The following is a 26,154-nucleotide window of genomic DNA, read 5'->3' as shown; positions in this document are numbered from 1 at the left end:
GGAGCGACGACAATGTGGAAGATCTGGCAAACGTTCAACCCGCAGCGCATCCTGACCGCCCTGGCGGTCTTCCTCTTCACGCTGGCCATCCTGATCCACTTCATCCTGCTCAGCACCGACCGGTACAACTGGTTGGACGGCGCCGAGCCCAAGGCTGCAGCGGCGATCGCGGAATCGACTCAGGCCGCCTGACATCAGTCAGGCTGCCCGGGCTGATCCGGTCAAGCGCGCGATGGGCGGGCAGGTTCCGCCGCCCGCCCATCCGCACCCACCACTTGGCCCGTTCCGCCGGCAGTTGATGGCATGCGGCATATTGAGGGAGGTGCGCCATGGCAGTGTTGAGTTTTGAACGAAAATATCGCGTTCGCGGGGGCACGCTGATCGGCGGTGACCTCTTCGATTTCTGGGTTGGACCCTTTTACGTCGGCTTCTTCGGAGTCACGACGGCCTTCTTCGCTGCCCTGGGAACGGCACTCATCATCTATGGTGCGGCCATCGGCGACACCTGGAATCCCTGGCTGATCAACATTGCGCCGCCGGATATCAGCTATGGGCTGAAGCTGGCGCCGCTGAAGGAAGGCGGTCTCTGGCAGATCGTCACGATCTGCGCGATCGGTGCCTTCGTCAGCTGGGCCCTGCGCGAGGTCGAGATCTGCCGCAAGCTCGGCATCGGCTATCACGTGCCCGCCGCCTTCGGCATGGCGATCTTTGCCTATGTCACGCTGGTGGTATTCCGCCCGCTGCTGATGGGCGCCTGGGGCTATGGTTTCCCTTACGGCATCTTCCCCCACCTCGATTGGGTGTCGAACACCGGCTATCAGTATCTGCATTTCCATTATAACCCGGCCCACATGCTGGCGGTGAGCTTCTTCTTCACCACCACCCTGGCGCTTGGCTTGCATGGCGCGCTGGTGCTGTCGGCGGTCAACCCGGCGCCCGGTGAAACGGTGAAGTCGCCGGAATATGAAGATACGTTCTTCCGCGATCTGATCGGTTATTCGGTCGGCACGCTGGGCATTCACCGTGTGGGCCTGCTGCTGGCGATGAATGCCGGCTTCTGGAGCGCGGTGTGCATCATCATTTCGGGTCCCTTCTGGTCACGTGGTTGGCCGGAATGGTGGACCTGGTGGCTCAACCTGCCGATCTGGCGTTGAGGACGGACACGCACCATGGCTTATCAGAACATCTTCACGCAGGTTCAGCTCCGCGGTGAGCTGGAAGCAGGCGTGCCGCTGGGCCCGGACAACGACGCCCGCTTCGGTCCGTTCGGCACGTCGTGGCTGATGGGCAAGCTGGGCGGTGCCCAGATTGGTCCCGTCTACCTCGGCAAGCTCGGCCTGGCCTCGCTGCTTTGCGGCTTCATCGCCATCGAGATCATGGGTCTCAACATGGCGGCTTCGGTGAACTGGGATCCCATCCAGTTCGTGCGCCAGTTCTTCTGGCTCGCGCTTGAACCGCCGCCCGCCAAATATGGCTTCACCTTCAACGTGCCGCTGGCAGAAGGCGGCTGGTGGATCGCGGCCGGGGGCTTCCTCACCGCCGCCATCCTGCTGTGGTGGGCCCGCACCTACGTGCGCGCCAAGGAACTGGGCATGGGCACCCACGTGGCCTGGGCCTTTGCCTCGGCGATCTGGCTCTACCTGGTGCTCGGCTTCATCCGCCCGATGATGATGGGCAGCTGGGCCGAAGCGGTGCCGTTCGGCATCTTCCCGCACCTCGATTGGACGGCAGCCTTCTCGATCCGCTACGGCAATCTGTTCTACAACCCGTTCCACGCGCTCAGCATCGCCTTCCTTTATGGTTCGACGCTGCTGTTCGCCATGCACGGCGCGACCATCCTGGCGGTGGGCCGTTACGGCGGTGAACGTGAAATCGAACAGATCACCGATCGCGGCACCGCGTCCGAACGTGCAGCGCTGTTCTGGCGCTGGACCATGGGCTGGAACGCCACGATGGAGTCGATCCACCGCTGGGCCTGGTGGTTTGCGGTGCTGACGACGCTGACCGGCGGCATCGGCATCCTGCTCACCGGCACGGTTGTCGACAACTGGTTCCTGTGGGCGGTCGATCACGGCTTTGCCCGCGAATATCCGGCCACCGGTGTCGTTGATCCCGCCACCCTTCCGGGAGCACCGCAATGAAGACGCTGAACAAGCTTGTCGCCATCGCTCTGCCGGCCCTGCTGCTGGCGGGTTGCGAGCTCGGCTCGAAGGAGCAGGAGCAAGTTGGCTTCCGCGGCACCGCCATGGTCCAGATCAATGATCCGGACAGCAAGGCCAAGGTGGGTGACATTCCTGCACCGCCCTATGAACTGACGACGGAAATGCTGGCAGGAGATCGGGCGAGCACGGCCTACGAGAATGTGCCCGTGCTGGGCAATGTCTCGGTGGACGAGTTCAACTATCTGATGCAGGCGATGACCACCTGGGTTGCCCCGGATGGTTCGAACATCAAGGATGCCGGCTGCACCTATTGCCACAATCCGGAAAACATGGCCTCGGACGAGAAATACACCAAGGTCGTGGCCCGCAAGATGTTGCAGATGACGCAGAACATCAACGCCAACTGGAAGCCGCACTTCGCAGGTCAAGGTGATGGGCAGGACAATGCCGGCGTCACCTGCTGGACCTGCCACCGTGGCAATCCGGTGCCGGTGAACAACTGGTCCACCGCGCTGCCGGAACCGGGCAAGATCACCGGCAAGAAATATGGCGGCAACACGCCGGCGCAATCCGTGGCCTATGCCTCGCTGAACTTTGATCCGTTCACCGGCTATCTGGCCGGCAAGGACAATATCCGCGTGGGCGGCAAGGAGTTCCCGACCGCCGCCAGCAAGGCTGCCATCCAGTCCACCGAAAAGACCTATGGCCTCATGATGCACATGAGCCAGGGCCTGGGCGTGAACTGCACCTTCTGCCACAACTCGAACAACTTCGCGAAGTGGGAAGACAGCCGGCCGCAGCGTGTGAATGCCTGGTACGGCATCCGCATGGTGCGCGACATCAACAACAACTACATCACCGCATTGGGTGACGTGTGGCCGGCCAACCGCCGTGGCCCGCATGGCGATCCGCTGAAGGTGAACTGCGCCACCTGCCACCAGGGCTTGAACAAGCCGCTGGGTGGTGCGAAGATGTTGAAGGATTATCCGGCGCTGAAGGGCGCTGCGCCCGTGGCCGCTCCGGCCCCGGTCGTGGCCGCCGCTCCGGCGCCGACCGATACCGCTGCGGCGGCGGAGGCTGTGAAGCCCGCCGCTTGAGTTGACCCGCAGCAGGTGTGTCTGCATCAAGCAGGGGGCAGGCCCCGGCGTCCAACGACGCCGGGGCCTGTTTCGTTTGCAGCCCGCAGCTGTCGCACCCAATATTCCCAGCTTTGCCGGCGGTCGGGTCGTGCTAGCGTGAAGTGGTCATGCCCCTGGGGAGGGGCCGCAGCATTGGGGAGAAGATGATGGCGGACCGTCTGGATGTGCTGATTGTCGGCGCCGGTTTTTCCGGCATGTACATGCTGCTGAAATGCCGGGAGCAGGGCCTTAAAACCCGTGTGATCGAGGCCGGCAGCGGCGTTGGCGGCACCTGGTACTGGAACCGCTATCCCGGCGCGCGCGTCGATATCCAGAGCCTGGATTACAGCTATGGCTTTGATGAAGGGCTGGAGAAGGAATGGCGCTGGTCGGAACGCTATGCGCCGCAGCCGGAACTGCTGGCCTATGCCAACCACGTCGCCGACCGCTTTGACCTGAAGAAGGACATCAGCTTCAAGACACGCGTGACCGCCGCGCACTGGGACGCCAAGGCCGATGGCTGGAACGTTACGCTCGACAATGGCGAGGTGATCCCGACCCGCTTCGTGGTGATGGCCACCGGCTGCCTCTCGGTGCCCACCGATGTCACCTTCCCCGGCATCGCGGATTATCAGGGCACCATCTACCGCACGTCGAAATGGCCGCACGAGGGCGTGGATTTCAGCGGCCAGCGGGTGGGCATCATCGGCACCGGATCGTCGGCGATCCAGTCCATCCCGATCATCGCCGAATCCGCCGCGCATCTCACCGTGTTCCAGCGCACGCCCAATTATTCGACGCCGGCGCACAACGGCCCGATCCCCGAAGCGGATTTCCAGGAATGGCTGGCCGATCCGCGCGCCTTCCGGGCCCGGTCCCGCGCCACCGCCGGCGGCTTCTGGAACGACGCCAGCGAGGATGCGCTGGCCACCCAGACCGCGCCCGAAGACATCAAGGCCGAACTGGAACGGCGCTGGGCCTGGGGCGGGTTTCGCATCCTGAGCGGCTATGTCGATCAAGCCATCGATCCGGCCGCCAACAAGATCATTGCCGATTTCATCGCCGGCAAGATCCGCGAGCAGGTGAAGGATCCCAGGGTCGCCGACATGCTGACGCCCAAGGATCACCCGTTCGGCACCAAGCGGCCGTGCGTGGACACCAATTATTACGCCACCTACAACCGCGACAATGTCGAGCTGATCGATCTGCGCGCCGATCCGCTGGAGACGTTCACGGCCACCGGCATCAGGACCAGGGATCACAGCTTCGATTTCGATGCCGTCGTGCTGGCCACTGGTTTCGACGCGATGACCGGCGCCATCGAACGGGTCGATATCCGCGGGGTAAACGGCGAAACGATCAAGGAGCATTGGGCCGCCGGCCCGGAAACTTATCTCGGCCTGATGGTCGCCGGCTTCCCCAATCTGTTCCTGATCACCGGCCCGGGCAGCCCTTCCGTGCTGACCAACATGATCAACAGCATCGAACAGCATGTGGATTATGTCGCCCGCATCATCGCCCACCTGAACGCCAGCCAGGCCGGCCGCATCGAAGCCAGCCGCGAAGCCGAACAGACCTGGACCGACCATTGCGACCAGATGGCCGCGATGACGCTCTTCACCCAGACCAACAGCTGGTACATGGGCGCCAACGTGCCGGGCAAACCGCGCCGTTTCATGGCCTATACCGGCGGGCTCGATGTCTATACCGGCATCTGCAACACGGTAGCCGACAAGGGCTGGGAAGGCTTTGTGATCGCCCGCGGTGACCAGGTGCTGCACGAAAGCCGGGCCTTCGAAAGCCTGCCGCCGCCGCCCGAAAACATGGCGCCGCACCTGATGGAAATGGCGATGGGCCGCGTGATGAAGTGGATGCAGGACCACGGCCGGGTTTGAGAGCAAGGTAAAGAGGCCTCCGGCGGCCAGGGCCTGAGGCCCTGGACCCACTTTCGTTTGGCGCGCGCCTGGCGACGCATGTGAGCCAATGAATCAAACGGGTGCAGGCCTCAGGCCTGCCCGCCGGAGGCCCTTCTCCTTGGTCCTTCCAATCAGGCCCGCGCCGTGCCCGCGCTCGCCCACAGCCGGGCGATGACGCCGGCCAGCGTCGGGTGGTTGCCGCCGTGATAGCTGCTGTTCGCCGGCAGTTCCGCCACCAGCCGGCGGTGTGCGGCGGGCAGGGCGTGATAGGGCACGCTGGGCAGCAGATGGTGCAGCGCGTGATAGCGCAGGCCCACCGGTGCCCACAGTTCGGGCAGCAGCGCCGGCGGCGGTACGTTCACGCTGTCGAGATACTGATCGGTGATGCTCATCACCTTGCCGTCATTCTCCCACAGATGCGCGGCCAGCGTGCGGATCTGGTTGATCACCATGCTCGCCGACAGCACGGCCAGCCAGATGCCAAAGGCGCGCAGCGGGACAAGGCCGGCGGCGACGGCGGCGAGCACGGCAATGACGAAGACGGAGGTCGCCACCTCCATCACGTTCCAGCGTGCGGCGGCCGGCCCGGCGGGTGGATCACGGCGGAAATCGGGATTGATGGAGAGCGCCGAAAAGCGCGCCCGCACGAAATCGCGCACCGGCTTCAGCAGCGACAGCGGCGCCAGCAGGCCCCAGCGGATGATCAGGCCGATCGGCCCCAGTGCCGCCACCATCACGAACAGCGGCACGCTGATCTTGGGCTTCAAGGCGAGGGCCATATATTCGGGATCACGCACCGTGCCGTAGCGGTTGCGGGCGTGGTGCAGATTGTGGACGCCTTCATACATGAAGCTGGGGATCATCAGCGGGATACCGGCCACAAGGTTCCAGCCCAGGCGATAGCCCGGCACCGAATCATCCTTCATGTGGGTGATTTCATGGATGAAGCTGCCCAGTCGATACAGCGCCAGCACGGCCACCACCGCCAGCGCAGCCGTGGCGGCCACGGGCAGGCTGGGCGCGAAGATCAACGCCGCCAGCGCGCCCCAGCCCAGCGTGGCCGAAGCCAGCGTATCCACCCAATAGATGGCGGGCTTGTACGCGCCCAGTTCGCGGCCCAGCGTGGCAGCCAGCTTGATCATCGCCACGTCTTCACCAGCCATCGAGCCGGCGCTTTCACGCGGGCTGGGGGCGGTTTCGGCAAAACGGGCGGCAGTTGCAGTCATCATGGGATCGCTTATCGCAGAAGATTGCGACCGGTTAAGGGCAGAAAGCGGGCAGGGCCAGTCTGGGAAACGCCGCAGTCGCTGGCGCAGTGCCCCCTATGGGTCTGGTGGCGACAAGGGCTGGCGCGCGCGCCACAAAGCGAACGCGGCCCCAACCGGAAACAGAACCTTCACCAGCCAAACCCCGCTACCGTTTGGCGAATACACGTTGACGACGGGGCCATTGATACCAAACAGCAGCACAAGATCCTCCGGCTGCGTCCAATTGAGGCCGATGCCGATAAAACCGAACAGCGATGCCAGATACCACAGCGGTTTAAAGCGCAGATGCTGTGCGTGCCGGACGGCCCAAACTCCCGACAATGAAACAGAAATGCACACCAGTCCAAACGCCAGAATCGCGAATTGCAGACTGTTGATCATCCCCAAACCTGCCCATCAGGTTGTGGCTTTGTATCCGTGGCCAGCTGTCGCATTCGGAACTGATATTCAAATCGTCCGCGACACCACCAGCTTCATGATCTCGCTCGTCCCGCCGTAAATCCGCTGCACGCGCGCGTCGCGCCACAGGCGGGCGATGGGATATTCATTCATGTAACCGGCGCCGCCGTGCAGCTGCAGCGCTTCATCGCACACGCGGCCCTGCAGTTCGGTGTGCCACAGCTTGGCAGCGCTGGCTTCGGCGTCGGTCAGCTTGCCTTCGATCAGTTTCTGCAGGCCCCAATCGATATGGGCCCAGCCCACCTGCAATTCGGTCTTCAGGCCGGCCAGGGTGAACTGGGTGTTCTGGAAATCCCACACCGTCTTGCCGAACGCCTTGCGTTCCTTCACGAACTTCACCGCTTCATCAAAGGCGCGTTGGGCACCGGCCTGGGCGGAGATGGCGATGGACAGACGCTCCTGCGGCAGCTGGCTCATCAGGTAGATGAAGCCCTTGTTTTCCTCGCCAAGACAGTTGGTCATTGGCACGCGCACATCGTTGAAGAACAGTTCTGATGTGTCGGCGCTGTTCTGACCGATCTTGTCGAGGTTGCGGCCGCGGGCAAAGCCTTCACGGTCAGCCTCCACCAGGATCAGGCTGGTGCCCTTGGCGCCCTTTTCCGGATCGGTCTTGGCGACAACGATGATCAGATCGGCGTTCTGGCCGTTGGTGATATAGGTTTTGCTGCCGTTGATCACATAGTGATTGCCGTCCTTGCGGGCGGTGGTCTTGATGCCCTGCAGGTCGGAACCGGCGCCGGGTTCAGTCATGGCGATGGCGGTGATCACTTCGCCCGAAATCATCTTCGGCAGATATTTGGCCTTCTGCTCCGGGCTGCCATAGGCGACCAGATAATCGGCGACAATATCGGATTGCAGGGTGATGCCGGCCGACGAACCGGCATAGGCCAGTTCTTCATCGATAATGGCGTTGTAACGGAAATCGAGGCCCAGCCCGCCATATTCTTCGGGCACGCCGGGGCACAGCATCCCGGCATCACCGCAGGCGCGCCAGAAATCGCGGGACACCAGCCCCTCTTCCTCGAAGCGGTCGAGATTGGGGATCAGTTCCTTTTCGAATACCTTGCGCACCGTATCGCGAAAGGCGGTTTCATCGGGGCCGTACACGCGGCGATCGGCGGTTTCGAGCATGGTTTTCTCCGGGATTGCGTCGTTGCTGCCCTGTTTATGAAGCGAGTGCCATGCGTGCGTCACCTGTCTTGCAAGAGAGGGCGGCACGGTGCCACACTAGCTTTCATGAAACATGCTCTCCTGGCTTTCGGCCTGCTGGCCGCCACTCCCGCCCTCGCGCTGGATGATCCCATGCTGAAACGCGCGGAGGCCGTGCTGAAGCGCCAGCCGATTATCGATGGCCATAATGACTATCCGGGCGCGCTGCGCGGCAGTTTTGGCGAAGGCTGGTGGAGCCAGGATCTGAAGGCCGACAGCCGCACCTTCAAGAAGCCGCTGATGACCGACCTCACCCGCCTGCACCAGGGCCGCGTGGGCGGCCAGTTCTGGAGCGTCTATGTGCCCGCCACCGTGACCGGCCCGGCGGCGGTGAAGGCCACCATCGAGCAGATCGACATCGTGCGTGGTTTCGTGGCGAAATATCCGCAGGATCTGGAACTGGCCGGTACCGCCGCCGATATCCGCCGTATCCAGAAAACCGGCAAGGTCGCCAGCCTGATGGGCGTGGAAGGCGGCAGCCAGATCGACAATTCGCTGCCCGTGCTGCGCATGTATCACGCGCTGGGCGTGCGTTACATGACGCTGACCCACACCAGGCACAATGATTGGGCCGACAGCGCCAATGAATCGCCGCGCCCGCAGCCGCTCTCCGACTATGGCAAGGCCGTCATCAAGGAGATGAACCGCATCGGCATGCTCGTCGATCTGTCCCACGTGTCGCCGGCCACGATGAAGGCGGTGCTCGGCGTGACCAGGGCGCCGGTGATCTACAGCCACAGCAGCGCCCGCGGCATCGCCGATCATGTGCGCAACGTGCCCGATGATGTGCTGCCACTGGTGAAGGCCAATGGCGGCGTGGTGATGGCGACCTATGTGCCGGGCTTCATCAATGCCGCCCGCCAGGCCTGGGAAGCGGCCCGCGCCGGCGAGCGGCAGCGGCTGCTGGCGCTGTATATTTCCGATCTGCCGCGCCAGGGCACGGCGATGGCGGAATGGGACGCAAGGAACCCGCGCCCGCCGGTGGGCATCGGCGATGTCGCCGATCATATCGATCGGATGGTGAAGCTGGCCGGCATCGATCATGTCGGCATCGGCGGCGATCTGGATGGCATCGATTCAACGCCGACGGGCCTGGAGGGCGTCGAAACCTATCCGGCGCTGATTGCCGAACTGCTGCGGCGTGGTTATTCCGACGCCGATTGCGAGAAGATCGCCGGCGGCAATCTGCTGCGGGCGATGGAAGCAGCGGAAAAGGTGGCGGCGAGCATGGCGGGCGAAGTGCCGCCGGATGTGAAGCCGTGAGGTAAGCCCGGCGGGCGCGGCCGGCGGCGGAGCCGCCGAGTCCGCTTGAGGTGTCGAAGGAAGAGAAGAAGGAAGAGCGCGGCGGAGCCGCGCCGTCAGACGAGTCAAAAAAGGGGCGGCCTGTTGGGGCCGCCCCTTTTTGCTCGCTGGCCGTGCTTGCGCCTGTCGGCGCGCGGCACTACGCAAAATGGGGACTGGTGTCGCCACCAGTCCCCACTGTGTCGTGCCCCTCCTTGCGGAGGACATGGGCGGTCCGGTCGGCGCCTGCGCTCACAACCTCGTCGGCTGGAGCTGCGGCGGCTGGCCTCGCGCACTTCCACGGCACTTTCGCATCCGGTTTCATCTCGGCCCTTCCGGGCCTGCTTGTCGCCGGCGCTGGACCTTTTCGCTCCACCCGTTCGGCCTTGCGTGTCGGCTTGCGCCTGCCGCCTGGCCTTTGGGTGGGCGCATTGGCCCGTAGCTGGTATCCTTGCCCCTCGCCCCGGCGTTCCCGCTTGCACGGAACCCGTCCTGGCTGCGGACTGGCCTTCCAGCCGCTTGGTTGCTGCCCTTGCCGTGCGAGCCCGGTGCAACCGGTTGTTTCAGGTCAGGAGGTGCTTTGCGGAACCTCCATTCCGTCCGCATCCGGCCTTGGGTTTCCCCTCGCCCGTTGCCCGCATGGCTGGCGTTTCAGCCCAGGCTGGTGGTCGTTTCCGGCGTCGTTTCGGCCTGGCTTTCACCCGTCCGTCCGTTTCACCTTCACGGGCCCTCCAGCCCCACCATCTGCCGATTTCAATTCCCACTCAAAGGGCGGAATATAGGTCTTCAATGGCGGTAACCGCTTCATTCCGTTGGCATTTCTGCCGCCGTCAATTCCCGGCTACAGGTGAATGCTCTCACCTTCTGGGTGAGTCGTCAAAGTGAAATATTCGCCATCTGCCCTGTGGATAACGGGGATAACGGGGATGGAATCGCCCCTACAGCAATTCCACCGCAATCGCCGTGGCTTCGCCGCCACCGATGCACAAGGCGGCCACGCCGCGCTTGCCGCCGGTGCGCTCCAGCGCCGCCAGCAGAGTCGCCACAATGCGCGCGCCTGACGCGCCGATCGGGTGGCCCAGCGCGCAGGCGCCGCCGTGGATGTTGAGCTTCTCATGCGGGATGGCCAGATCGTGCATGGCGATCATGGCAACGGCCGCAAACGCCTCGTTCACTTCAAACAGATCGACATCCGCCACCGTCCAACCGGCCTTGGCCAGCACCTTCTGGATCGCCGGCACTGGCGCGGTGGTGAACTTGGCCGGTTCATGCGCATGCGCGGCATGGGCAACGATGCGCGCCTTCACGCTCAAGCCTTGGCGCTCGGCCACGCTCGCCCGCGTCAGCACCAAGGCAGCGGCGCCATCGCTGATCGAGGAGGCATTGGCCGCCGTGATGGTGCCATCCTTGGCAAAGGCCGGCTTCAACGACGGGATCTTGTCCGGCCGCGCCTTGCCGGGTTGTTCGTCGGTGTCGATCAGCGTCTCTCCACCCTTGCCGGGCACCGCCACCGGCACGATCTCGCCCGCAAAGGCACCGCTGGCAATCGCCGCCTGCGCGCGGCCCAGGCTGGCAATCGCAAATTCGTCCTGCGAAGCCCGCGTGAACTGGTAATCGCGGGCGCTCTCCTCGGCGAAACTGCCCATCAACCGGCCGGGGTCATAGGCATCCTCCAGCCCATCCAGATACATCGAATCCTTGATGGCATCATGGCCAATCCGCGCGCCGCCGCGATGCTTCAACAGCAGATAGGGTGCGTTGGTCATGCTCTCCATGCCGCCGGCCACGATCACCTCCGCGCTGCGCGCCGCCAGCGCATCATGGGCCATGATCATCGCCTGCATGCCGCTGCCACACATCTTGTTGATGGTCACCGCTTCCACATGCAGCGGCAACCCGGCCCCCAACGCCGCCTGCCGCGCCGGCGCCTGGCCCAACCCGCCCGGCAACACGCACCCCATCACGATCTGATCCACCGCCTGCGGCGATACCGCGGCCCGCGCCACCGCCGCCTGCACGGCCGCCGCACCCAACTCGGTCGCCTTCAAACCCGAAAGCGCACCCTGGAAACCGCCCATCGGCGTGCGGGCATAGCTGGCGATGACGACGGGATCGGACATGGGGGCGTACTCCGGTTGCTTTGCGCGCCTTTTACGAGGGTGAGGTTGCGGGCGGAAGGGAGAAAGAATGCCTCCGGCGGGCAGGGTCGCTGACCCTGCGCCCGCTGGTCTTGGGGAGGTCCGTGAATTCCCGGGCTTGTCATGCTGGCGAAGGCCAGCATCCAGCGTGGCATCACTGGCGACCGCACGGGATTGTGCACAACCGTGGATGCTGGCCTTCGCCAGCATGACGTCATTGGGGAAATGATGCGCGCCCAAAAACAAACGGGTGCAGGGTCTGCGACCCTGCCCGCCGGAGGCGCTACTTCTTCTGAACCCTCAGGCCGCCCGCGACACCGTTGGCCCGCTGCCGATGTGCAGCATTTCCTCTGCGCCGTCACGAATGCGGAACACCGTGCCTTGCGGTGCGCGCGGGGCGACGGGAACGCCGTGCCAGTCTTCGCCGCCCACCAACAGGCCCCTCAGCACGCTGGCGGTGATGCCGTGGCTGATCACCAGCGCCGGGCGGCTGTGGTCAAGGCCGGCCAGCCAGTCGTTCAGGCGATTGGCAATCTGCGGAAACCATTCGCCGTTTGGTGGCGCTTCGCTGAACAGGCCGCGCTCGGCGTCGACGATGGGGCGGCCGAGTTCGGCGACGATATCCTGATACCAGCGGCCTTCCCAATCGCCGACGTCGATTTCGAGCAGGCGTTCGTCCTTCTTCCAATCGAAGAAGCTGAGCCCGAGATGCTCGCCGATGATGGCGGCGGTCTGCTGGGTGCGGCCCGAGGGGGAGACCCACAGATCGAGATCGGGGGCCTCGCCCAGCACGCCGCGCAGGGCGGCCCCCATGGCTTCGGCCTGGGCGATGCCGCTGCGGGTGAGCGGCGTGTGTGCCATATGGCCCTGCATGCGGGCGGCCGCATTGAAGACGGTTTCGGCGTGGCGGGCGAGAATCATGTCCATAAGCATTGCCTATGCCGATTTTGCGCGCACATCGCCACTACCACCCCGCGCGTTAATGGCTATAGTGCCGCCATCTCACCATTTGGTAACAGGGATCAGAATGAAGGCCACCGTTGAGCGCGCAACCCTGCTGAAGTGCCTGGGCCATATCCAGTCGGTGGTGGAACGTCGCAACACCATCCCGATCCTTTCCAACGTGCTGATCGAGGCGCGCGCCGATGGCCTGCGGTTGATGGCGACCGATCTTGATCTGCAGGTCGTGGAAAATATCCCCGCCGCGATCGATCTGAACGGCGCCACCACGGTTTCGGCGCACACGCTGTTCGATATCGTGCGCAAGCTGCCCGAGGGCTCGCAGGTGGAACTCGCCGTTTCGGGTGACCGGATGAGCGTGAATGCCGGCCGCAGCCGCTTCAGCCTGGCGACGTTGAAGCGCGATGATTTCCCGGTGATTGCCGAAACCGATCTGCCGGTGCGCTTCACGCTTTCGGCGGGCGAGCTGAAGGAATTGATCGACGCGGTGCGGTTCGCGATATCGACCGAGGAAACCCGTTATTATCTGAACGGCATCTATCTGCATGCCACCACCGGCCCGGCGCCCAAGCTGCGCGGTGTGGCCACCGATGGCCACCGCCTGGCCCGGATCGAGCTGGATCTGCCGGCTGGCGCTGCCGACATGCCGGGCGTGATCGTGCCGCGCAAATGCGTCAATGAAGTGCGCAAGCTGCTGGATGAAATGGCCGCCGATGCGCCGGTGGAAATCGGCCTGTCGCCGGCGAAGGTGCGGTTCCGCTTCTCGGCGGATTCCACGCTCACCAGCAAGCTGATCGATGGCACTTTCCCGGATTATACCCGCGTCATCCCGACCGCGAACGACAAGCTGCTGAAGATCGACACCAAGAGCCTGGCTGAAGGCGTTGATCGTGTGGCGGCGATTGCCACCACCGAAAAGACCCGCGCCGTGAAGATTGCGCTGGGCCGTGACAAGGTGGTGCTGTCGGTCACCAGCCCGGAGAATGGCACGGCGTCGGAAGAACTGCCGGCAGATTATGCGGCCGCCGATATCGAGGTGGGTTTCAACTATCGCTATCTGCTCGACATCCTCGGCCAGGTCGGCAGCGATCTGGTGGATGTGCACCTGGCGGATGCCTCGGCGCCGACGCTGATCCGCGAGAATGATGAGGCGAAGGCGCTATATGTGCTGATGCCGATGCGTGTGTGAGGCGCGGCGGCTGACTTGTGGTCAGTCATTGTATCGTGCCACAATCGATACGGTGCGATTTCGCGCCGATTGACTGGGGGAATCATGATGAAAACGAGCTTGCTGGCCATGGCCTTCGCCATGGCCGTCTCGGTGCCTGCGCTTGCACAGGCACCGGCCGCGCCGCCGCGCTGTGATGGCGAAGTGCAGGTAATCCGCGTATCGAAGCTGAAGCCTGGCGCATCGATCGCCGATTTCGACAAGGCCGTGGCGATGCACATGGCCTGGTATCGCAGCCATGGCTACACCACCAACGTGCAGCGCGTCGGCCGGGTGATGACGCCGCAGGGCTTTGCATCAGATCAAGTGGTGACCGTCCATGTCAACGCGCCTGGCGTCCCGCGGGACAAGCGCGATGCGGGCTGGGAAGCCTTTGTGGCCGCTTATCGCTCTGTTTCGGATGTCACGTCCGACACGCTGGCCTGTTTCCCCAAACCCTGATCCCGGGTCAGTACCGGGGCGCGCTCAATGCGCCCCGGTGCGCTCCGCCAATATATGCTGTACCGTCGGCTGCATGCGCGCGTTGTAGCGGGCCAGCACCGGGTGCTCACCGCCGGCGCAGAAATGGGTGATCAGGTCGCGGCCCGTCCAATAATGCAGGGCAAAGCCGGGCAGTTCGGCCACGATCATGTCGCGGCCATCGGGATTGTCGCCATCGATCTCGCGGAAATCGATCGCCACTTGCGGCGCCGCTGACGGGCATACGGCCAGCGTGGTGCCGTGCCAGCCCGTCACGATGGCGCGATGCAGATGCCCGGTGATCATGCGGATGATCTGCGGGTGACGGCGCACCACGGCGGCGAGACGCTGCACCCAGGGGGCATCCAGATCCTCGGTCATCCAGCCGTTGCCAGTCTCGATCGGCGGGTGGTGCAGCACCAGGATGGTCGGCCGGCTGTCTTCCATCAGCGTCTCGTCCAGCCATTGCGCCTGCTCGGCGGTCAGCGCGCCGCCGTGATGGCCTTCCTCCAGCGTGTCGAGCACCACGAAGCGCATCGGGCCGTGCACGAAGGCATATTGCACATGGCCAGTGCTGCTCACCGGAACTTCGGGGAACACGCTGCGGAAATTGGCGCGGGCGTCGTGATTGCCCAGCGCGAAATGCACCGGAAAGGGCAGACGTTCGGCGATGGTCTTCAGGGTCTGATAGGATGCGATGCTGCCGCTTTCGGTGAGATCGCCGGTGGCCAGCAACAAATCGGGCTGCGGCGTCAGCGCCAGCAGCGATTCCACCACCTCGTCGAAACGCTTGCGGTTCATTTCCGCCGGATCATCCGGCTGGAAACCGAGGTGGATATCCGTCACCTGGGCAATCAGCATCTTGCGCCTCTCTGCGGCCACTCACAACGCGCGGGCTGCCCCCCAAATGGCCGTTGCCTCAACAGATACGGCACGGGCTGGAAAACTGATGCACTGACGCAACGATTGCAAGAGGGCCCGCGCATCAGGCCGGGGTCTGCCGGTTGCGGCCGGCAGCCTGTCGGCCGGCAACCCGGGCGGGCTGGACATGGCCGGCGGGAAGGGGGGCGCCGGGTGCAACCCCGTCGTGATAGCCGTGGCAGGTGTCGCAGCTGGCGCCGGCCTTGGCCGTGTTGCTGAGCAGCGTCTTGGCCGGGGCGCCGTGGCATTCGCGGCAATTGGCAACGCCGGGGATGTTCACGTCGGTGGAGGCCTTGGATTTCATCACGCCGGTGTGGCAGGCGACGCAGGCGGCCTGGCCGGTCTTGGCGTCATAGCTCTTGTGCTTGCCGTGCGGGAACTGGCCTTGCGGCAGATAATGATCATTGATGCTGACCGGTGCGATGGTGAAGCGCCGCGTCAGATCGGCGGCGCCGGTGTCGGTGATGACGTGGCATTCGGTGCACAGGCCCTTGCCAGTGAACACGCTCACCACCGCAGCCTGTGCGCGGGCCGCCGGATTGCCACCGGAAAGCGGCGGCGGTGCCTTGCCGGGCAGGCGGCGATCAAAGCTCAGGCGCTGCACACCAGCACGGGGAGCAAAGCTTTCGGAAAGGGTGAAATCGCGGATGATGCCGGCCACCTGCGCCGGCTTGCCGTGTGGCAGCGTGCGAACGGTGCCACCATCGCGGGCGAAGGCCAGATCGTGGCAGGCGCCGCAATTGGCTTCCATGTCGATGGGTTTGAACCGCACCTGGTCGCTGTCGGCCTTGTGGCAATAGCTGCAGGGCAGGGCACCATCGGCGCCCACTGGCAGCCGCTGTTTCTGCGCCATGTTGGCCACGGCGTTGGTGGTGGATTGGTGGATGTCGTGCGGGTAGATCAGGCCGGATTTCTCGCGCGCGCCGGCCAGCGCGGTGCGGGTGAACACCGGCTTGTCGAGCGACGGTGACGAGACCAGCGTGGCGCGGAAATCTGGGTGCTTGGCCCAACCCGGCACATTGGCCACCGCCGTATCGGGCAGCCGCCCGTTCAGGCCGCTGTGGCAATCGGTGCAGAAGGATTCGGCGACCGTCATCACGGTGGCTTCGCCTTCATGTTCCTTGTGGCAGCTGGTGCAGCGGCCCTGCGGCAGATTGAAGGCGCTGTGCGCCGCGCCCATCACGCCGGTTTCGGGCAGCCGGCCCCTGGCCATGCGCGCCGGTGCAGCGTGATCGGGCAGGGCAGCCTTGGTGTGGCACGCCTGGCAGGCGCCGTCCGTCACGGAAACAAAGGCCTTCTGGTGGCAGGCGCCACAATTGTTCGACAGGCTGGCGTGCGCGTTGGAGAGCGTGCCGCTCGACCAGCTTTCATCGGGGGCAAATCCGCCCGCCGCTGCCGGCCGTGCCGTCGGCACGCTCAGCTTGCCATCGCCAAAGGCCTGGCCCGGCGTGATCGGGCGGGCGGCTTCGGCCACCATGTCCTTGGGCAGATCGGCCTGATCCTCGCCGATGAAGTGGAACAGCGGCACCAGGAACAGCAGCACCAGCACGGCAAGTGCACCAACCCAGGCCATGCGCCGCCGGGTTGGCATCGCGCCCGACAGCGAAAAGATGCTGGTTTCCTGCGCCGCGTCGGCCGCCTCGATCGGCGGCACGACGCGTGTCGCGGTGATGGCAACAGCGCCATCCTCGCCCGGCGACAGCGACAGGCGATAGGGGCCAACATCGATGGTGGGATTGTCCGCAATGGTCAGATCGGCGCGGGTGACGAACTTGCCGCCCACTTCCACCGGCACGCCGCCGGTGGTTTCCACGCTCACCTTGTCGGCGGTGATCTTCACCAGCCGCGCGTGGCGCAGCATCACGGCCAGATCGGCCAGCTGGATATCGCAATCCGTGCCGCGGCCAACGGTCAATTCGGCCTGCACCAGCGTGCGGGTGCGAATGATGTCCCCACCATCGGCGCGCTTGGCGACCTGGCGAACGATGAAGCTCATGCCCGCCTCTCCCTTACCAGTACAGGAACACGGAAATGATGTGCGCCAGCAGCGCGGCCAGCAACGCGATGGTTACCGGCACATGCACATAGAGCCACAATTCCAGTTGCGTTTTCAAGGAGATATGGCGGCGGGCCTGGGCCAGGGCCGCTTCCTTGCGTTCCAGCAGGAACTGGATCTGCTGCAGCCGATCATCCGCCCGGCCGGATCGCAGGCCGGCCATCACCTTTTCGCTGATCGCTGCCAGCGCGCGGGCGTTGCCGTCGCTGGCGTAGTTGCCGAACAGCCGCTGGCGCAGCGATCCGGCGATCGTGCATTGTTCCAGGCTCATCCGCACAAATTCGGCATCCTCGCCGCCCAGCGGCTGGGCGGCGGTATCGAGTTGGCGATCCAGCGTACGGATGGCTTCCAGCATCTGCAGCTGGGTCACCTCACCGCGATTGGCCGACAGGCGTTCGGGCAGATTGGCATAAAGGCTGATGCCCCACAGGCCGGAAAGGATCACGATCATCATCAGCGCCCAGGCCAGCGTGTGGACATTCCAGCCGAGCTGGAAACCGGTGTGCAGCGTACCGATGACGATCAGTGACAGGCCCAGATAAACGTGCGCGCTGGTCCAGCCCTTGAGGCTGAACGGCTTGGAGCCGATCACGCGCTTGCGCACGCCGAGCAAGGAAAGCCAGACGATCATGCCGGCGCCGATGCTGCCGAGCAGATAGCCGAGCCAGGTGCCGCCATTGTGGCGCGGCACCGGATCGGTGAGCAGATAGGCGCCCATCGCCACGATGCTCAACGTCAGCGCCACCTTGGCCCAGCGGCCACGCTTGTGGGTGAGGAAGCCTTCGTGGGCGGTATCACGCGGGGCGCGGGTGACGGCCTTGCCGGTCATCGCCTTGCGCACAGGTGCGGTGCTGGCCATCAGCGATCCTCCCGGTTCATCAGGGAAACGCTCAGGAACTGTTCCGGCGACACGCGAATGGCAGCGCCGGTGGGGCAGGCGCGCACGCAGGCCGGGCCGCCTTCCTGGCCCGAACACATGTCGCACTTGATCGCCTTCTTGGCCTTTTCGGCATAGGCAGGATCATGTTTCTTGGCCCATTTGTGGCTGGCTTCGCCGGGTCCGGGCCCGCTGCCGAACAGGAACCAGCTGAGCAGCCAGGGTTTCTTCGGCGGCGTCTTGTCGAGCCGGATCACGCCATAGGGGCAGTTGCGCTGGCAGTTGCCGCAACCGATGCAGGTTTCATCGATATAGACTTCGCCGGTGGGCCCGCGATGGATGGCGTTGGGCGGGCAATCGGCCATGCAGTGCGGATGTTCGCAGTGGCGACAGCTGGTCGGCACGTGCAGATGGGCGTAGGTGCGCCCGGCTTCGCGATCCAGCCGCGACAGGCCGTCGTGGGTATCGGCGCAGGCCTTTTCGCAATTGTCGCAGCCCACACAGAGCTTCTCATCGATCAGCAGCACGTCGGTGGCTTCGCCAACCCCCTGTTCAACCAGGAAGTTGGCGACGCCCGTATACATGTCGACCACGCCGGAGAAACTGTCCTTCTTGGATTCGACGAAATTGTTGAGCTTGGTGCGGCTGGCCATTTCGCCGCGCAACTTGTCGAGCAATTGCGGCTTGGCGGCGAGCAGTGCGCGGAACGGCTCGCCGGCGAGGCGGATCACGTCGCTTTTCACCGCGGCACGCACGGTGGCGGAGCGCGCGCTGCCGTCGATCACCGCCATTTCGCCGACATAGCTGCCGGCCGGCACATAGGAGAGGAACACCGGTTTGCCGCCGATCGACTTTTCCACCACCATCGATCCCGAACGGATGATGAAGATGTCGTCGCCGGTCTCGCCTTCCTTGATGATGGCCTGGCCGGCGCGGATGGTTTCCACCTTGGCGCCAGCGATCACGTCCACCAGATCGGCGGGTGCGAGACCGGACTTGAAGATCTGCAGCAGGGTGCGTTCGGTGTTGATGCGGGTGATTTCGCGCGATGCCGACGGCACCTGGCTCATCAGCTTCAGCGCGGCGTTGCGGCTGATCTCGACAACGATCGTGTCGCGCGCCGCCTTGATGGTGGCGCCGCGGCGGCGGCCGGAAATCAGGCCGACTTCGCCGAAGATCTGGCCGGTGCCGATCGGCACGGTGATCGATGGATCATTGGGGTTCACTTCCACCGCGACTTCGCCATCGGCGATGCCGAACAGTGAGGAACCCGGCGCGCTGCGTTCGAAGATGGTTTCCCCGGCGCGATACAGTTTCACCGCCGAATCGAGCATGAACTCGCGCATCTGCAGGCTGCTCATGCCATTCAGGATCGAAACGCGATCCCGCAGATACTCCAGCCACTCGGCGACACTGCGCCGGCCGGGCAGGCCGGCAAATTTGGCTTCCAGGATCGGTTCGTCGGCGGGTTTCAGATCGAGATTGCCGTTGATGAACTCCACCACGTCGTGGCCCTGGTTCATGCAATGCTTGATCAGCGGATAACCGGCCAAGGCGCCGACGACATAGATGCCCGGCGCGGTCGATTCGAAGGTGGCCGACAATTTGGGGAAGGCCAGCCGGTCGGCACTGGCAAATTCGATGCCGCAGCTTTCGACAAAGCCGCGCGGCGGCGCCGAACCGATGCGGGCGATGATCCGGTCGCAGCGCGCGCGCACTTCACCATCGCGGGTTTCCACCGTGATGAAGCCGGGTTCCACCATCGTCGTGTTGGATTCGGCCATGATGCTGATGCGGCCGGCATCGCGCGCCGCCAGCAATGCCTTGACGTTGGCATCCTTGGCGGTGGGGAAATCGGCCGTACGGTTGATCAGCGTGACCGTGTTGTTCTGGGCCGGATCGGCGCACAGGCCGAGCGCGTTTTCAATACCGGCATCGCCGCCGCCGATCACGAAGATATGTTCGTCGGTATATTCGGTGGGATCGTCGAGCTGATACTGGACATGGGGCAGGTTGCCGCCGGGGCAGCCCATCAGATTGGGATTGCCCTGGGTGCCGAGCGCCATGATCACGGCTTCGGCCATGATTTCTTCGCCGTTGGTCAGCGTCAGCCGATAGGGCGGCGCGTTGCGCTGCAGTTCGGTGGTGCTGGTGGTGCCATCGCGGTTGCGGGTGGCCAGCTGCATCACCGAGCCGGGGATGGGCGCGCCGGTGCCGACGATGCTTTTCACTTCGGCGCCGTGCTTGACGTTCACGCCGGCAGCGGCCGTCTGTTCGTTCCAGGTGCCCAGCACCACCTCGCGCTTGCCGGCTTCGAAATCCAGCGGCGAGCGCAGCACCAGCTGTGACGGCGTCGCCATCACATGCTTGCCCTTCTGATATTTGTAGATCGTGTCCGACAGATGGTCAGTCTTTTCGAGCAGGATGTGGCTCAACCCCAGCTTCGCGGCATGCGCCGCTGCTGAAAGGCCCCCCGGCCCTGAACCCACAATCGCGATGCGATACGTCGTCACAACGGCCTTGCCCCCCGGTGTCAGCCCCTCGATACAAAGCTTGTAGCAGTGCTTTGATTCCAGATAAATCCTAGCATCTTGATACGCATCGGCTAGAGCAAGAATGCAGGCAGATGCGTTATTTCGCCATTATGCCGCCGCCAACTGCTGGAGACGACCTGCAAATGCTTGCCGAAATCGGCCATTTCGCCCTGATCCTCACCCTGCTGGTGGCGATTGCACAATCTGTGCTGCCGATGCTGGGCGCCATCCGCGGTGATGCGGCGCTGATGGCGTTTGGGCGCAGCGCGGCAAGCCTGCAGGCGTTGCTGATCGCCATCAGCTTTGGCAGCCTGATGACATTGTTCGGCCAGGCCGATTTCTCGGTCAAGCTGGTCGCCAATCACAGCGCCCTTTCGCAGCCCCTGCCCTACCGGCTGGCCGCAACCTGGGGCAATCACGAAGGATCGATGCTGCTGTGGGTGCTGGTATTGTCCGTCTATGGCGCCGGCATCGCGAAATTCGGCGATAATCTGCGGGCCACGCTGCAGGCCCGAATCTTGAGCATTCAGGCGATGATCAGCGTGGCCTTCCTGGCCTTCGCGCTCTTCACCTCCAACCCGTTCGAGCGCCTGTTCCCGGTGCCGCTGGATGGCGCCGAACTCAACCCGTTGCTGCAGGATCCCGGCCTCGTCTTCCATCCGCCGCTGCTTTACCTCGGCTATGTCGGCTTTTCCGTCACCTTCAGCTTTGCCGTGGCGGCGCTGCTGGAAGGCCGCGCCGATCCGGCCTGGGCGCGCTGGATGCGGCCATGGGTGCTGGCGGCGTGGATCCCGCTCACCATCGGCATCACCCTGGGCAGTTTCTGGGCCTATTATGAATTGGGCTGGGGCGGCTGGTGGTTCTGGGATCCGGTGGAAAACGCCAGCTTCATGCCGTGGCTGATCGGCACGGCACTGCTGCATTCGGCGATCGTCACCGAAAAGCGCGGCAGCCTGGCGGGTTGGACCATCCTGCTCGCCATCATGGCCTTCTCGCTCAGCCTGATCGGCACCTTCCTCGTCCGCTCCGGCATTCTCACTTCGGTCCATGCCTTCGCGGTCGATCCGGAACGCGGCGTGTTCATTCTGGCCATGATCATCGGCGCCACCGGCACCGCGCTGGCGATGTTTGCGGCGCGCGCACCGATGCTGAAATCCGGCGCCCTGTTCGGCAGCGTCAGCCGCGAATCGGGACTGACCATGAACAATCTGCTGCTGATGGCGCTCACTGCCGTGGTGTTCCTGGGCACTTTCTATCCGGTAATCATGGAAGCCGTGTCGCCCGCCAACAAGATTTCGGTGGGCCCGCCTTATTACAACCTGGTCTTCGTGCCGCTGGCGACGCCGTTGCTGCTGCTGGTCACCATCGGGCCGATGCTGGCGTGGAAGCGCGATGATCTGGCCACGCTGGGCAGGAAACTGCTGGTGCCCACCGCCATCGTGGCCGCGCTGCTGGCGGCATTGGTGCTGGCCTTCGGCTGGCAGCAGGTGGTGGCAGCGCTCGGCCTCGCGTTGGGGGCCTGGCTGGTGCTGGGAGCCGTGCTGGTATTGGTGCGCCGCTGGTGGGGCGCCGGTGGCTTTTCGCTCCGGCTGGTGCGGACCACGCCGGCCGCCACCATTGGCCTGGTGCTTGCCCATGCTGGCCTGGGCTTCACCACCGCCGGCATCGCGTCGATGACCAGCTTTGCTGCCGAGAAGATCCTGGTCATGCGCCCCGGCGAGACGGCCGTGGCCGGGCCGGTGAGCGTGAAGATGCTGGGCGCCGAAGAAGTGGACGGCGCCAATTATCGTGCCCTGCGTGCCCGCTTCACCGTGGCCCAGAATGGCAGGGAAGGCCTGCTGATCTCCGAACGCCGGCTTTACACCGTGTCGGGCAATCAGACGACGGAAGCCGGTATCGGCGTGTCGCTGCTGGGCAATCAATATGTTGCCATCGGTGATGTGCAGCAGGATGCGCGCGGGCAGGGCCTGGTGGTGCGCATCTACTGGCACCCGCTGGTCGGCTGGATCTGGTTTGGCGGCCTGCTGATGGCGATGGGCGGTTGCGCCAGCCTCGCGGATCGCCGCTTCCGCATCGGAGCGCCGCAGCTGCGCTCACCTCTTGCGCCCACGCTGGTTCCGGCGGAATAAGTTCGGCCCATGAAACGCCTGCTGTTCATCCTGCCGATCCTCGTCTTTGCCGGGCTGGCCGCCTTCCTGGGCTTTGGCCTGACGCAGGACCCGAAGGAACTGCCGAGCCAACTGATCGACCGACCGCTGCCCGAATTCGCCTTGCCCGGCATCGTGGAAGGCGGGCCCGGCCTCGCCAGCGCCAGCTTCAGGGGCGAGCCGCGGCTGCTCAACGTGTGGGCCAGCTGGTGCGCCGCCTGCCCGCAGGAACACCCCGTGCTGGAACGCATCGCGAAGGAAGGCTTCCCCGTCTATGGCATCGCCTGGAAGGACAAGCCGGAAGACAGCCGCGCCTTCCTCGCCCGCTATGGCGATCCCTATTCGGGCATGGGCAGTGATTTCCCCGGCCGCACCGCCATCGATCTGGGCGTGACCGGCGCGCCCGAGACGTTCGTGGTCGATAAGAAGGGCCGGGTCCGCTTCAAGCAGATCGGCCCGATCAGCCCGGAAATCTGGGAACAGCAGATCAAGCCGCTGATGCAGCAACTGCGGGCCGAAGCATGAAGCGCCTTGCCATGCTTCTTGCGCTGCTGGCCGCCTCGCCGGTGGCCGCTGTCATGCCCGATGAAATGCTGCCCGATGCCGCCCAGGAAAGCCGCGCGCGGGCGATTTCCAAGGATCTGCGCTGCGTTGTTTGCCAGAATCAATCCATCGACGACAGCGATGCGCCGCTGGCCCGCGATCTGCGCGTGCTGGTGCGCGAACAGATCGCCGCCGGCAAATCCGATGCCGAGGTGCGGGATTATGTCGTTGCCCGCTATGGCAATTTCGTGCTGCTGAAGCCGCCCGTGGAAGGCGACACGCTGCTGCTGTGGTTGGGGCCGTTTGCGGTGCTGCTGCTGGGCGGCATCGGCATCGCCTTCTGGCAGCGCCGCCGGCCGACCTCGACCCAGGATGCTGCGCCGCTCAGCGCCGCAGAACGCGCTGAACTTGACCGGCTTGCCGGCTCCGACAACTGAGAACCCCATGACGCTCTGGATCATCCTCACTGCGCTCACGGCGCTGGCCGCTGCCTGGCTCACCATTCCGCTGGTGCGTCGCCATGAAGCCCGGGTGGACGCCCGCGCGGCCACCATCGCCGTGCTGAAGGACCAGCTCGCCGATATCGATGTGCAACTGGCGGCCGGTGCGATCCAGCCCGGCGAAGCCGAAGGCCTGCGCAACGAACTTCGCCGCCGCCTGCTCGCCGCCGGCCATATCCCGGCTGAGCTTGACCGCACCATGGGCCAGAAATCGCTGACCGGGCTGGCGCTGGGCCTGGCCGCGATGGTCGCGGTTGCTGCTGCCGCACTTTATGCCAGCATGGGACAGCCAAAACTGGCTGCTGGTGCGGCGCCCGCGCCTGCTGCAGCGCCCGCTGCGGCGCCAGCGCAGGAAGCCGCCGCGCAAGGTGAAGTGAACCAGTTGATCGCCGGCCTCGAACAGAAGGTGCAGGCCAATGGCAGCGACCCCGAAGGCTGGCGCATGCTGGGCTGGAGCTATTTCCAGACCGGCCGCTATGCCGATGCCGTCAAGGCCTATGCCCGCGCCATTGCGCTGAAACCCGATGGTGAAGGCTTTCAGTCTGCCTATGGCGAGGCGCTGGTGCAGGAAGCCGGTGGCCAGATCACGCCGGCGGCTGCGGCTGCCTTCGAAAAGGCCGCCGCACAGGACGGCGCCGATGCCCGCGCCCGCTATTTCCTGGCCGTGCGCAAGGCCGAACAGGGTGACCGCAAGGGCGCCATCGAGGACATGCTGCGCCTGGTGGCCGATTCGCCCGCCGATGCGCCCTGGCTCCCGCAGCTGAAGCAAGTGATTCAGCAGACCGCGCAGGCCGCCGGCATCGATATCAGCGCCCGGCTGGCCGCCACCCAGCCGGTGGGCAATGCCGCCGTGCCCGGCCTGCCGCCGCCGGTGGCCGCTGCCGCTGCCGCCAATGCCGCCGCACCGGCTGGCGTGATGCCCAGCCCCAGCCGCGAACAGGTGCAGGCCGCCCAGGCGATGAACCCGGCGGATCGCCAGCAGATGATTCGCGGCATGGTCGATGGCCTGGCCGAAAAGCTGAAGGCCAATCCCCGGGATGAAGCCGGCTGGCTGCGCCTGATGCGCGCCCGCCAGGTGCTGGGCGATGCCGCAGCGGCCCGCACGGCCCGCGATCAGGCGCTGGCCGCCTTTGCCGGCGATGCCGCTGTGCAGGGCCGCATCCGGGCGGCGGCAGGTGAAATGGGCCTCTGAAGCCACTCCGGCTCCGGCATGCAGCAGCGCTTGGCAGCGCGGCCGCGGCGCTGCATGGTGGGGGACATGACGAAGCCTGATCTTCCGCCCGAACCGCATGGGCTGCACCATGTGCCGCCGCACGATCACAAGCCGGATGACAGCGGCCGCTGGTTCCGCCGCACGCTGGCGGTGATGGCCGGCATTGCGGTGGCCGTGGTGGTCTGGGAATTGCATCAATTGGTGCTGGTGCTGTTCGCCAGTGCGCTGGTTGGGCTGATGCTCAGCGATTTTGCCGGCGTGTTGCAGCGTTGGCTGCGGCTGCCGTTTGCGCTGGCCATTGCGGCGGCCGTGCTGATCCCGGTGGCGGCGCTGGCCGTGATCTTCGGCCTGTTCGGCACCATGATGGTGGAACAGTTCATCATCCTGTCGCAGCGCTTCCCGGCGGCACTGGCGCAGGTGGAGGCCTGGGTGCGCAGCTATGCCATCGGCAACGACCTCATCTCCCAGCTCAACAATTATGCGCCGAAGATGGAGCAGGTGGTAGGCCTGGTGCAGGCGACGCTGGCCAACATCGGTTCAGCCATCACCGGGCTGGCCGTGGTGCTGGTGGCGGCTCTCTATCTGGCAGCGCAGCCGCGGCTCTATGTCGATGGGCTGATCGCCATGCTGCCAGCCGAAGGCCGCGCCCGGGCCAGTGAAACCGTGGCGGCGGTTCGCAGTTCGCTCACCGCCTGGCTGAAGGGGCAGGCCATCGGCATGGCGTTCGTGGCAGTTGGCACGTCGCTGGGCCTGTGGCTGGTGGGGCTGCCGTCGCCGCTGGCGATCGGGCTGGTTGCGGGCCTGTGTGAATTCGTGCCCTATCTGGGTGTCGTTCTGGTGGCGATTCCCACCGTGATCCTGGGTTTCGGCGTCGGGCCCGATACCGGCATCTTCACCATCATTGCGCTGGTGGTGGTGCAGCAGCTGCAGGGCAATGTGGTAATGCCGATCGCGCAAAGTACCTTCGGCGATCTGCCACCGGTGCTCACCATCTTCAGCCTGATTGCTGCCGGCACGCTGCTGGGACCGCTGGGCGTCATCCTGGCTGTGCCGTTGACCGTGGTCGGCATGGCGCTGCTCAAGGTGCGGCTGGCGCGGTTGGGCCGTTCTTCGCCGCTCACCGGCGGCTGAAGCCTTGCACCTGGGCACGGGCTGTGGTTCAGCC

Annotated in this window: 22 protein-coding genes; 13 read left to right on the top strand and 9 right to left on the bottom strand. The window is 64.9% G+C overall.

Features of this window, described 5'->3' with window-relative positions:
- Positions 1–12: 12 nt before the first annotated feature.
- The 5 genes from pufA (at position 13) to D619_RS0107465 (ending at position 5,175) form a co-directional block, all read left to right on the top strand.
- Positions 13–192, top strand: a complete 180-nt coding sequence (pufA, locus tag D619_RS0107485; protein WP_017667958.1) for a light-harvesting antenna LH1, alpha subunit — start codon at positions 13–15, stop codon at positions 190–192.
- A 137-nt stretch (positions 193–329) separates the two neighbouring features.
- Positions 330–1,154, top strand: coding sequence for a photosynthetic reaction center subunit L (gene pufL, locus D619_RS0107480; protein ID WP_017667957.1), 825 nt, complete (start codon positions 330–332; stop codon positions 1,152–1,154).
- A 15-nt stretch (positions 1,155–1,169) separates the two neighbouring features.
- On the top strand, positions 1,170–2,141 hold the full coding sequence (gene pufM, locus D619_RS0107475) for a photosynthetic reaction center subunit M (RefSeq protein ID WP_017667956.1): 972 nt from the start codon (positions 1,170–1,172) through the stop codon (positions 2,139–2,141).
- Positions 2,138–3,259, top strand: coding sequence for a photosynthetic reaction center cytochrome PufC (pufC, locus tag D619_RS0107470; RefSeq protein WP_017667955.1), 1,122 nt, complete (start codon positions 2,138–2,140; stop codon positions 3,257–3,259). The genes pufM and pufC overlap by 4 nt, the downstream gene beginning before the upstream one ends.
- Positions 3,260–3,444: 185 nt before the next feature.
- Complete coding sequence (locus tag D619_RS0107465; RefSeq protein ID WP_017667954.1) at positions 3,445–5,175, top strand: NAD(P)/FAD-dependent oxidoreductase; 1,731 nt, start codon at positions 3,445–3,447, stop codon at positions 5,173–5,175.
- Between the two features lie 152 nt (positions 5,176–5,327).
- Here D619_RS0107465 and D619_RS0107460 read toward each other — a convergent pair whose 3' ends face one another.
- The 3 genes from D619_RS0107460 to D619_RS0107450 all read right to left on the bottom strand — a co-directional run bounded on the left by D619_RS0107460 (position 5,328) and on the right by D619_RS0107450 (position 8,054).
- Entirely contained in the window at positions 5,328–6,425 is a 1,098-nt protein-coding gene (locus D619_RS0107460) for a fatty acid desaturase (protein WP_017667953.1), read from the bottom strand.
- Between the two features lie 93 nt (positions 6,426–6,518).
- Positions 6,519–6,845: a hypothetical protein gene (locus D619_RS0107455; protein ID WP_017667952.1), complete on the bottom strand. Its 327-nt coding sequence runs from the start codon at positions 6,843–6,845 to the stop codon at positions 6,519–6,521.
- Between the two features lie 66 nt (positions 6,846–6,911).
- Positions 6,912–8,054, bottom strand: coding sequence for an acyl-CoA dehydrogenase family protein (locus tag D619_RS0107450; RefSeq protein ID WP_017667951.1), 1,143 nt, complete (start codon positions 8,052–8,054; stop codon positions 6,912–6,914).
- A gap of 105 nt (positions 8,055–8,159) precedes the next feature.
- On the opposite strand from D619_RS0107450, the gene D619_RS0107445 reads away from it, so the two are divergent.
- The gene (locus tag D619_RS0107445; RefSeq protein ID WP_017667950.1) at positions 8,160–9,395 is read left to right on the top strand and encodes a dipeptidase; all 1,236 of its coding nucleotides are present in this window, start codon (positions 8,160–8,162) and stop codon (positions 9,393–9,395) included.
- A gap of 956 nt (positions 9,396–10,351) precedes the next feature.
- Here D619_RS0107445 and D619_RS0107440 read toward each other — a convergent pair.
- Both D619_RS0107440 and D619_RS0107435 read right to left on the bottom strand, forming a co-directional pair.
- Complete coding sequence (locus D619_RS0107440) at positions 10,352–11,533, bottom strand: acetyl-CoA C-acyltransferase (protein WP_017667949.1); 1,182 nt, start codon at positions 11,531–11,533, stop codon at positions 10,352–10,354.
- A 318-nt stretch (positions 11,534–11,851) separates the two neighbouring features.
- Positions 11,852–12,478 (bottom strand): histidine phosphatase family protein, encoded by a 627-nt coding sequence (locus D619_RS0107435; RefSeq protein WP_017667948.1) that lies wholly within the window; start codon positions 12,476–12,478, stop codon positions 11,852–11,854.
- Positions 12,479–12,578: 100 nt separating this feature from the next.
- Here D619_RS0107435 and dnaN point away from each other — a divergent pair, with 100 nt between their 5' ends.
- Together dnaN and D619_RS16015 are read left to right on the top strand one after the other, a co-directional pair.
- Positions 12,579–13,700 carry a DNA polymerase III subunit beta gene (dnaN, locus tag D619_RS0107430; protein WP_017667947.1) on the top strand — a complete coding sequence of 374 codons (1,122 nt, stop codon included), beginning with the start codon at positions 12,579–12,581 and terminating at the stop codon, positions 13,698–13,700.
- A gap of 84 nt (positions 13,701–13,784) precedes the next feature.
- Complete coding sequence (locus tag D619_RS16015; RefSeq protein ID WP_017667946.1) at positions 13,785–14,180, top strand: hypothetical protein; 396 nt, start codon at positions 13,785–13,787, stop codon at positions 14,178–14,180.
- A 24-nt stretch (positions 14,181–14,204) separates the two neighbouring features.
- On the opposite strand, the gene D619_RS0107420 is transcribed toward D619_RS16015, so the two are convergent.
- From D619_RS0107420 to D619_RS0107405, 4 genes are all read right to left on the bottom strand, one after another.
- Complete coding sequence (locus tag D619_RS0107420) at positions 14,205–15,059, bottom strand: phosphodiesterase (RefSeq protein WP_017667945.1); 855 nt, start codon at positions 15,057–15,059, stop codon at positions 14,205–14,207.
- A gap of 124 nt (positions 15,060–15,183) precedes the next feature.
- Positions 15,184–17,115: a cytochrome c3 family protein gene (locus D619_RS0107415; protein WP_017667944.1), complete on the bottom strand. Its 1,932-nt coding sequence runs from the start codon at positions 17,113–17,115 to the stop codon at positions 15,184–15,186.
- 13 nt (positions 17,116–17,128) lie between these two features.
- Positions 17,129–18,034, bottom strand: a complete 906-nt coding sequence (locus D619_RS0107410; RefSeq protein ID WP_017667943.1) for a hypothetical protein — start codon at positions 18,032–18,034, stop codon at positions 17,129–17,131.
- Positions 18,034–20,565 (bottom strand): cyclic nucleotide-binding domain-containing protein, encoded by a 2,532-nt coding sequence (locus D619_RS0107405; protein WP_026090818.1) that lies wholly within the window; start codon positions 20,563–20,565, stop codon positions 18,034–18,036. Before D619_RS0107405 ends, D619_RS0107410 begins: the two co-directional genes overlap by 1 nt.
- A gap of 164 nt (positions 20,566–20,729) precedes the next feature.
- Here D619_RS0107405 and D619_RS0107400 point away from each other — a divergent pair, with 164 nt between their 5' ends.
- The 5 genes from D619_RS0107400 to D619_RS0107380 all read left to right on the top strand — a co-directional run bounded on the left by D619_RS0107400 (position 20,730) and on the right by D619_RS0107380 (position 26,120).
- A complete protein-coding gene (locus D619_RS0107400; protein WP_033373208.1) occupies positions 20,730–22,715 on the top strand; it encodes a heme lyase CcmF/NrfE family subunit in 1,986 nt (661 codons plus the stop codon).
- 9 nt (positions 22,716–22,724) lie between these two features.
- Entirely contained in the window at positions 22,725–23,258 is a 534-nt protein-coding gene (locus tag D619_RS0107395; protein WP_017667940.1) for a DsbE family thiol:disulfide interchange protein, read from the top strand.
- A gap of 11 nt (positions 23,259–23,269) precedes the next feature.
- A complete protein-coding gene (locus tag D619_RS0107390; protein WP_243442616.1) occupies positions 23,270–23,713 on the top strand; it encodes a cytochrome c-type biogenesis protein in 444 nt (147 codons plus the stop codon).
- Between the two features lie 7 nt (positions 23,714–23,720).
- Positions 23,721–24,968: a c-type cytochrome biogenesis protein CcmI gene (gene ccmI, locus D619_RS0107385; protein ID WP_017667938.1), complete on the top strand. Its 1,248-nt coding sequence runs from the start codon at positions 23,721–23,723 to the stop codon at positions 24,966–24,968.
- A 66-nt stretch (positions 24,969–25,034) separates the two neighbouring features.
- Positions 25,035–26,120, top strand: coding sequence for an AI-2E family transporter (locus D619_RS0107380; protein ID WP_017667937.1), 1,086 nt, complete (start codon positions 25,035–25,037; stop codon positions 26,118–26,120).
- The last annotated feature ends 34 nt before the right edge of the window (positions 26,121–26,154 follow it).

The sequence above is a fragment of the Sandarakinorhabdus sp. AAP62 genome, from assembly GCF_000331225.1.
Classification (GTDB): domain Bacteria; phylum Pseudomonadota; class Alphaproteobacteria; order Sphingomonadales; family Sphingomonadaceae; genus Sandarakinorhabdus.
The sequence above is the reverse complement of the archived record's forward strand: the minus strand, read 5'-3'. Positions and strand labels throughout refer to the sequence as shown.

Bases quoted from the DNA above. Each gene is read 5' to 3' on its own strand.
- D619_RS0107450 (WP_017667951.1), bottom strand. From the start codon at position 8,054: ATGCTCGAAACCGCCGATCGCCGCGTGTACGGCCCCGATGAAACCGCC.
- D619_RS0107410 (WP_017667943.1), bottom strand. From the start codon at position 18,034: ATGGCCAGCACCGCACCTGTGCGCAAGGCGATGACCGGCAAGGCCGTC.
- pufM (WP_017667956.1), top strand. From the start codon at position 1,170: ATGGCTTATCAGAACATCTTCACGCAGGTTCAGCTCCGCGGTGAGCTG.
- pufA (WP_017667958.1), top strand. From the start codon at position 13: ATGTGGAAGATCTGGCAAACGTTCAACCCGCAGCGCATCCTGACCGCC.
- D619_RS0107415 (WP_017667944.1), bottom strand. From the start codon at position 17,115: ATGAGCTTCATCGTTCGCCAGGTCGCCAAGCGCGCCGATGGTGGGGAC.
- pufL (WP_017667957.1), top strand. From the start codon at position 330: ATGGCAGTGTTGAGTTTTGAACGAAAATATCGCGTTCGCGGGGGCACG.
- D619_RS0107420 (WP_017667945.1), bottom strand. From the start codon at position 15,059: ATGCTGATTGCCCAGGTGACGGATATCCACCTCGGTTTCCAGCCGGAT.
- pufC (WP_017667955.1), top strand. From the start codon at position 2,138: ATGAAGACGCTGAACAAGCTTGTCGCCATCGCTCTGCCGGCCCTGCTG.
- D619_RS0107455 (WP_017667952.1), bottom strand. From the start codon at position 6,845: ATGATCAACAGTCTGCAATTCGCGATTCTGGCGTTTGGACTGGTGTGC.
- dnaN (WP_017667947.1), top strand. From the start codon at position 12,579: ATGAAGGCCACCGTTGAGCGCGCAACCCTGCTGAAGTGCCTGGGCCAT.
- D619_RS0107465 (WP_017667954.1), top strand. From the start codon at position 3,445: ATGATGGCGGACCGTCTGGATGTGCTGATTGTCGGCGCCGGTTTTTCC.
- D619_RS0107390 (WP_243442616.1), top strand. From the start codon at position 23,270: ATGCTTCTTGCGCTGCTGGCCGCCTCGCCGGTGGCCGCTGTCATGCCC.
- D619_RS0107460 (WP_017667953.1), bottom strand. From the start codon at position 6,425: ATGATGACTGCAACTGCCGCCCGTTTTGCCGAAACCGCCCCCAGCCCG.
- D619_RS0107435 (WP_017667948.1), bottom strand. From the start codon at position 12,478: ATGGACATGATTCTCGCCCGCCACGCCGAAACCGTCTTCAATGCGGCC.
- ccmI (WP_017667938.1), top strand. From the start codon at position 23,721: ATGACGCTCTGGATCATCCTCACTGCGCTCACGGCGCTGGCCGCTGCC.
- D619_RS0107395 (WP_017667940.1), top strand. From the start codon at position 22,725: ATGAAACGCCTGCTGTTCATCCTGCCGATCCTCGTCTTTGCCGGGCTG.
- D619_RS0107400 (WP_033373208.1), top strand. From the start codon at position 20,730: ATGCTTGCCGAAATCGGCCATTTCGCCCTGATCCTCACCCTGCTGGTG.
- D619_RS0107440 (WP_017667949.1), bottom strand. From the start codon at position 11,533: ATGTCCGATCCCGTCGTCATCGCCAGCTATGCCCGCACGCCGATGGGC.
- D619_RS16015 (WP_017667946.1), top strand. From the start codon at position 13,785: ATGATGAAAACGAGCTTGCTGGCCATGGCCTTCGCCATGGCCGTCTCG.
- D619_RS0107380 (WP_017667937.1), top strand. From the start codon at position 25,035: ATGACGAAGCCTGATCTTCCGCCCGAACCGCATGGGCTGCACCATGTG.
- D619_RS0107445 (WP_017667950.1), top strand. From the start codon at position 8,160: ATGAAACATGCTCTCCTGGCTTTCGGCCTGCTGGCCGCCACTCCCGCC.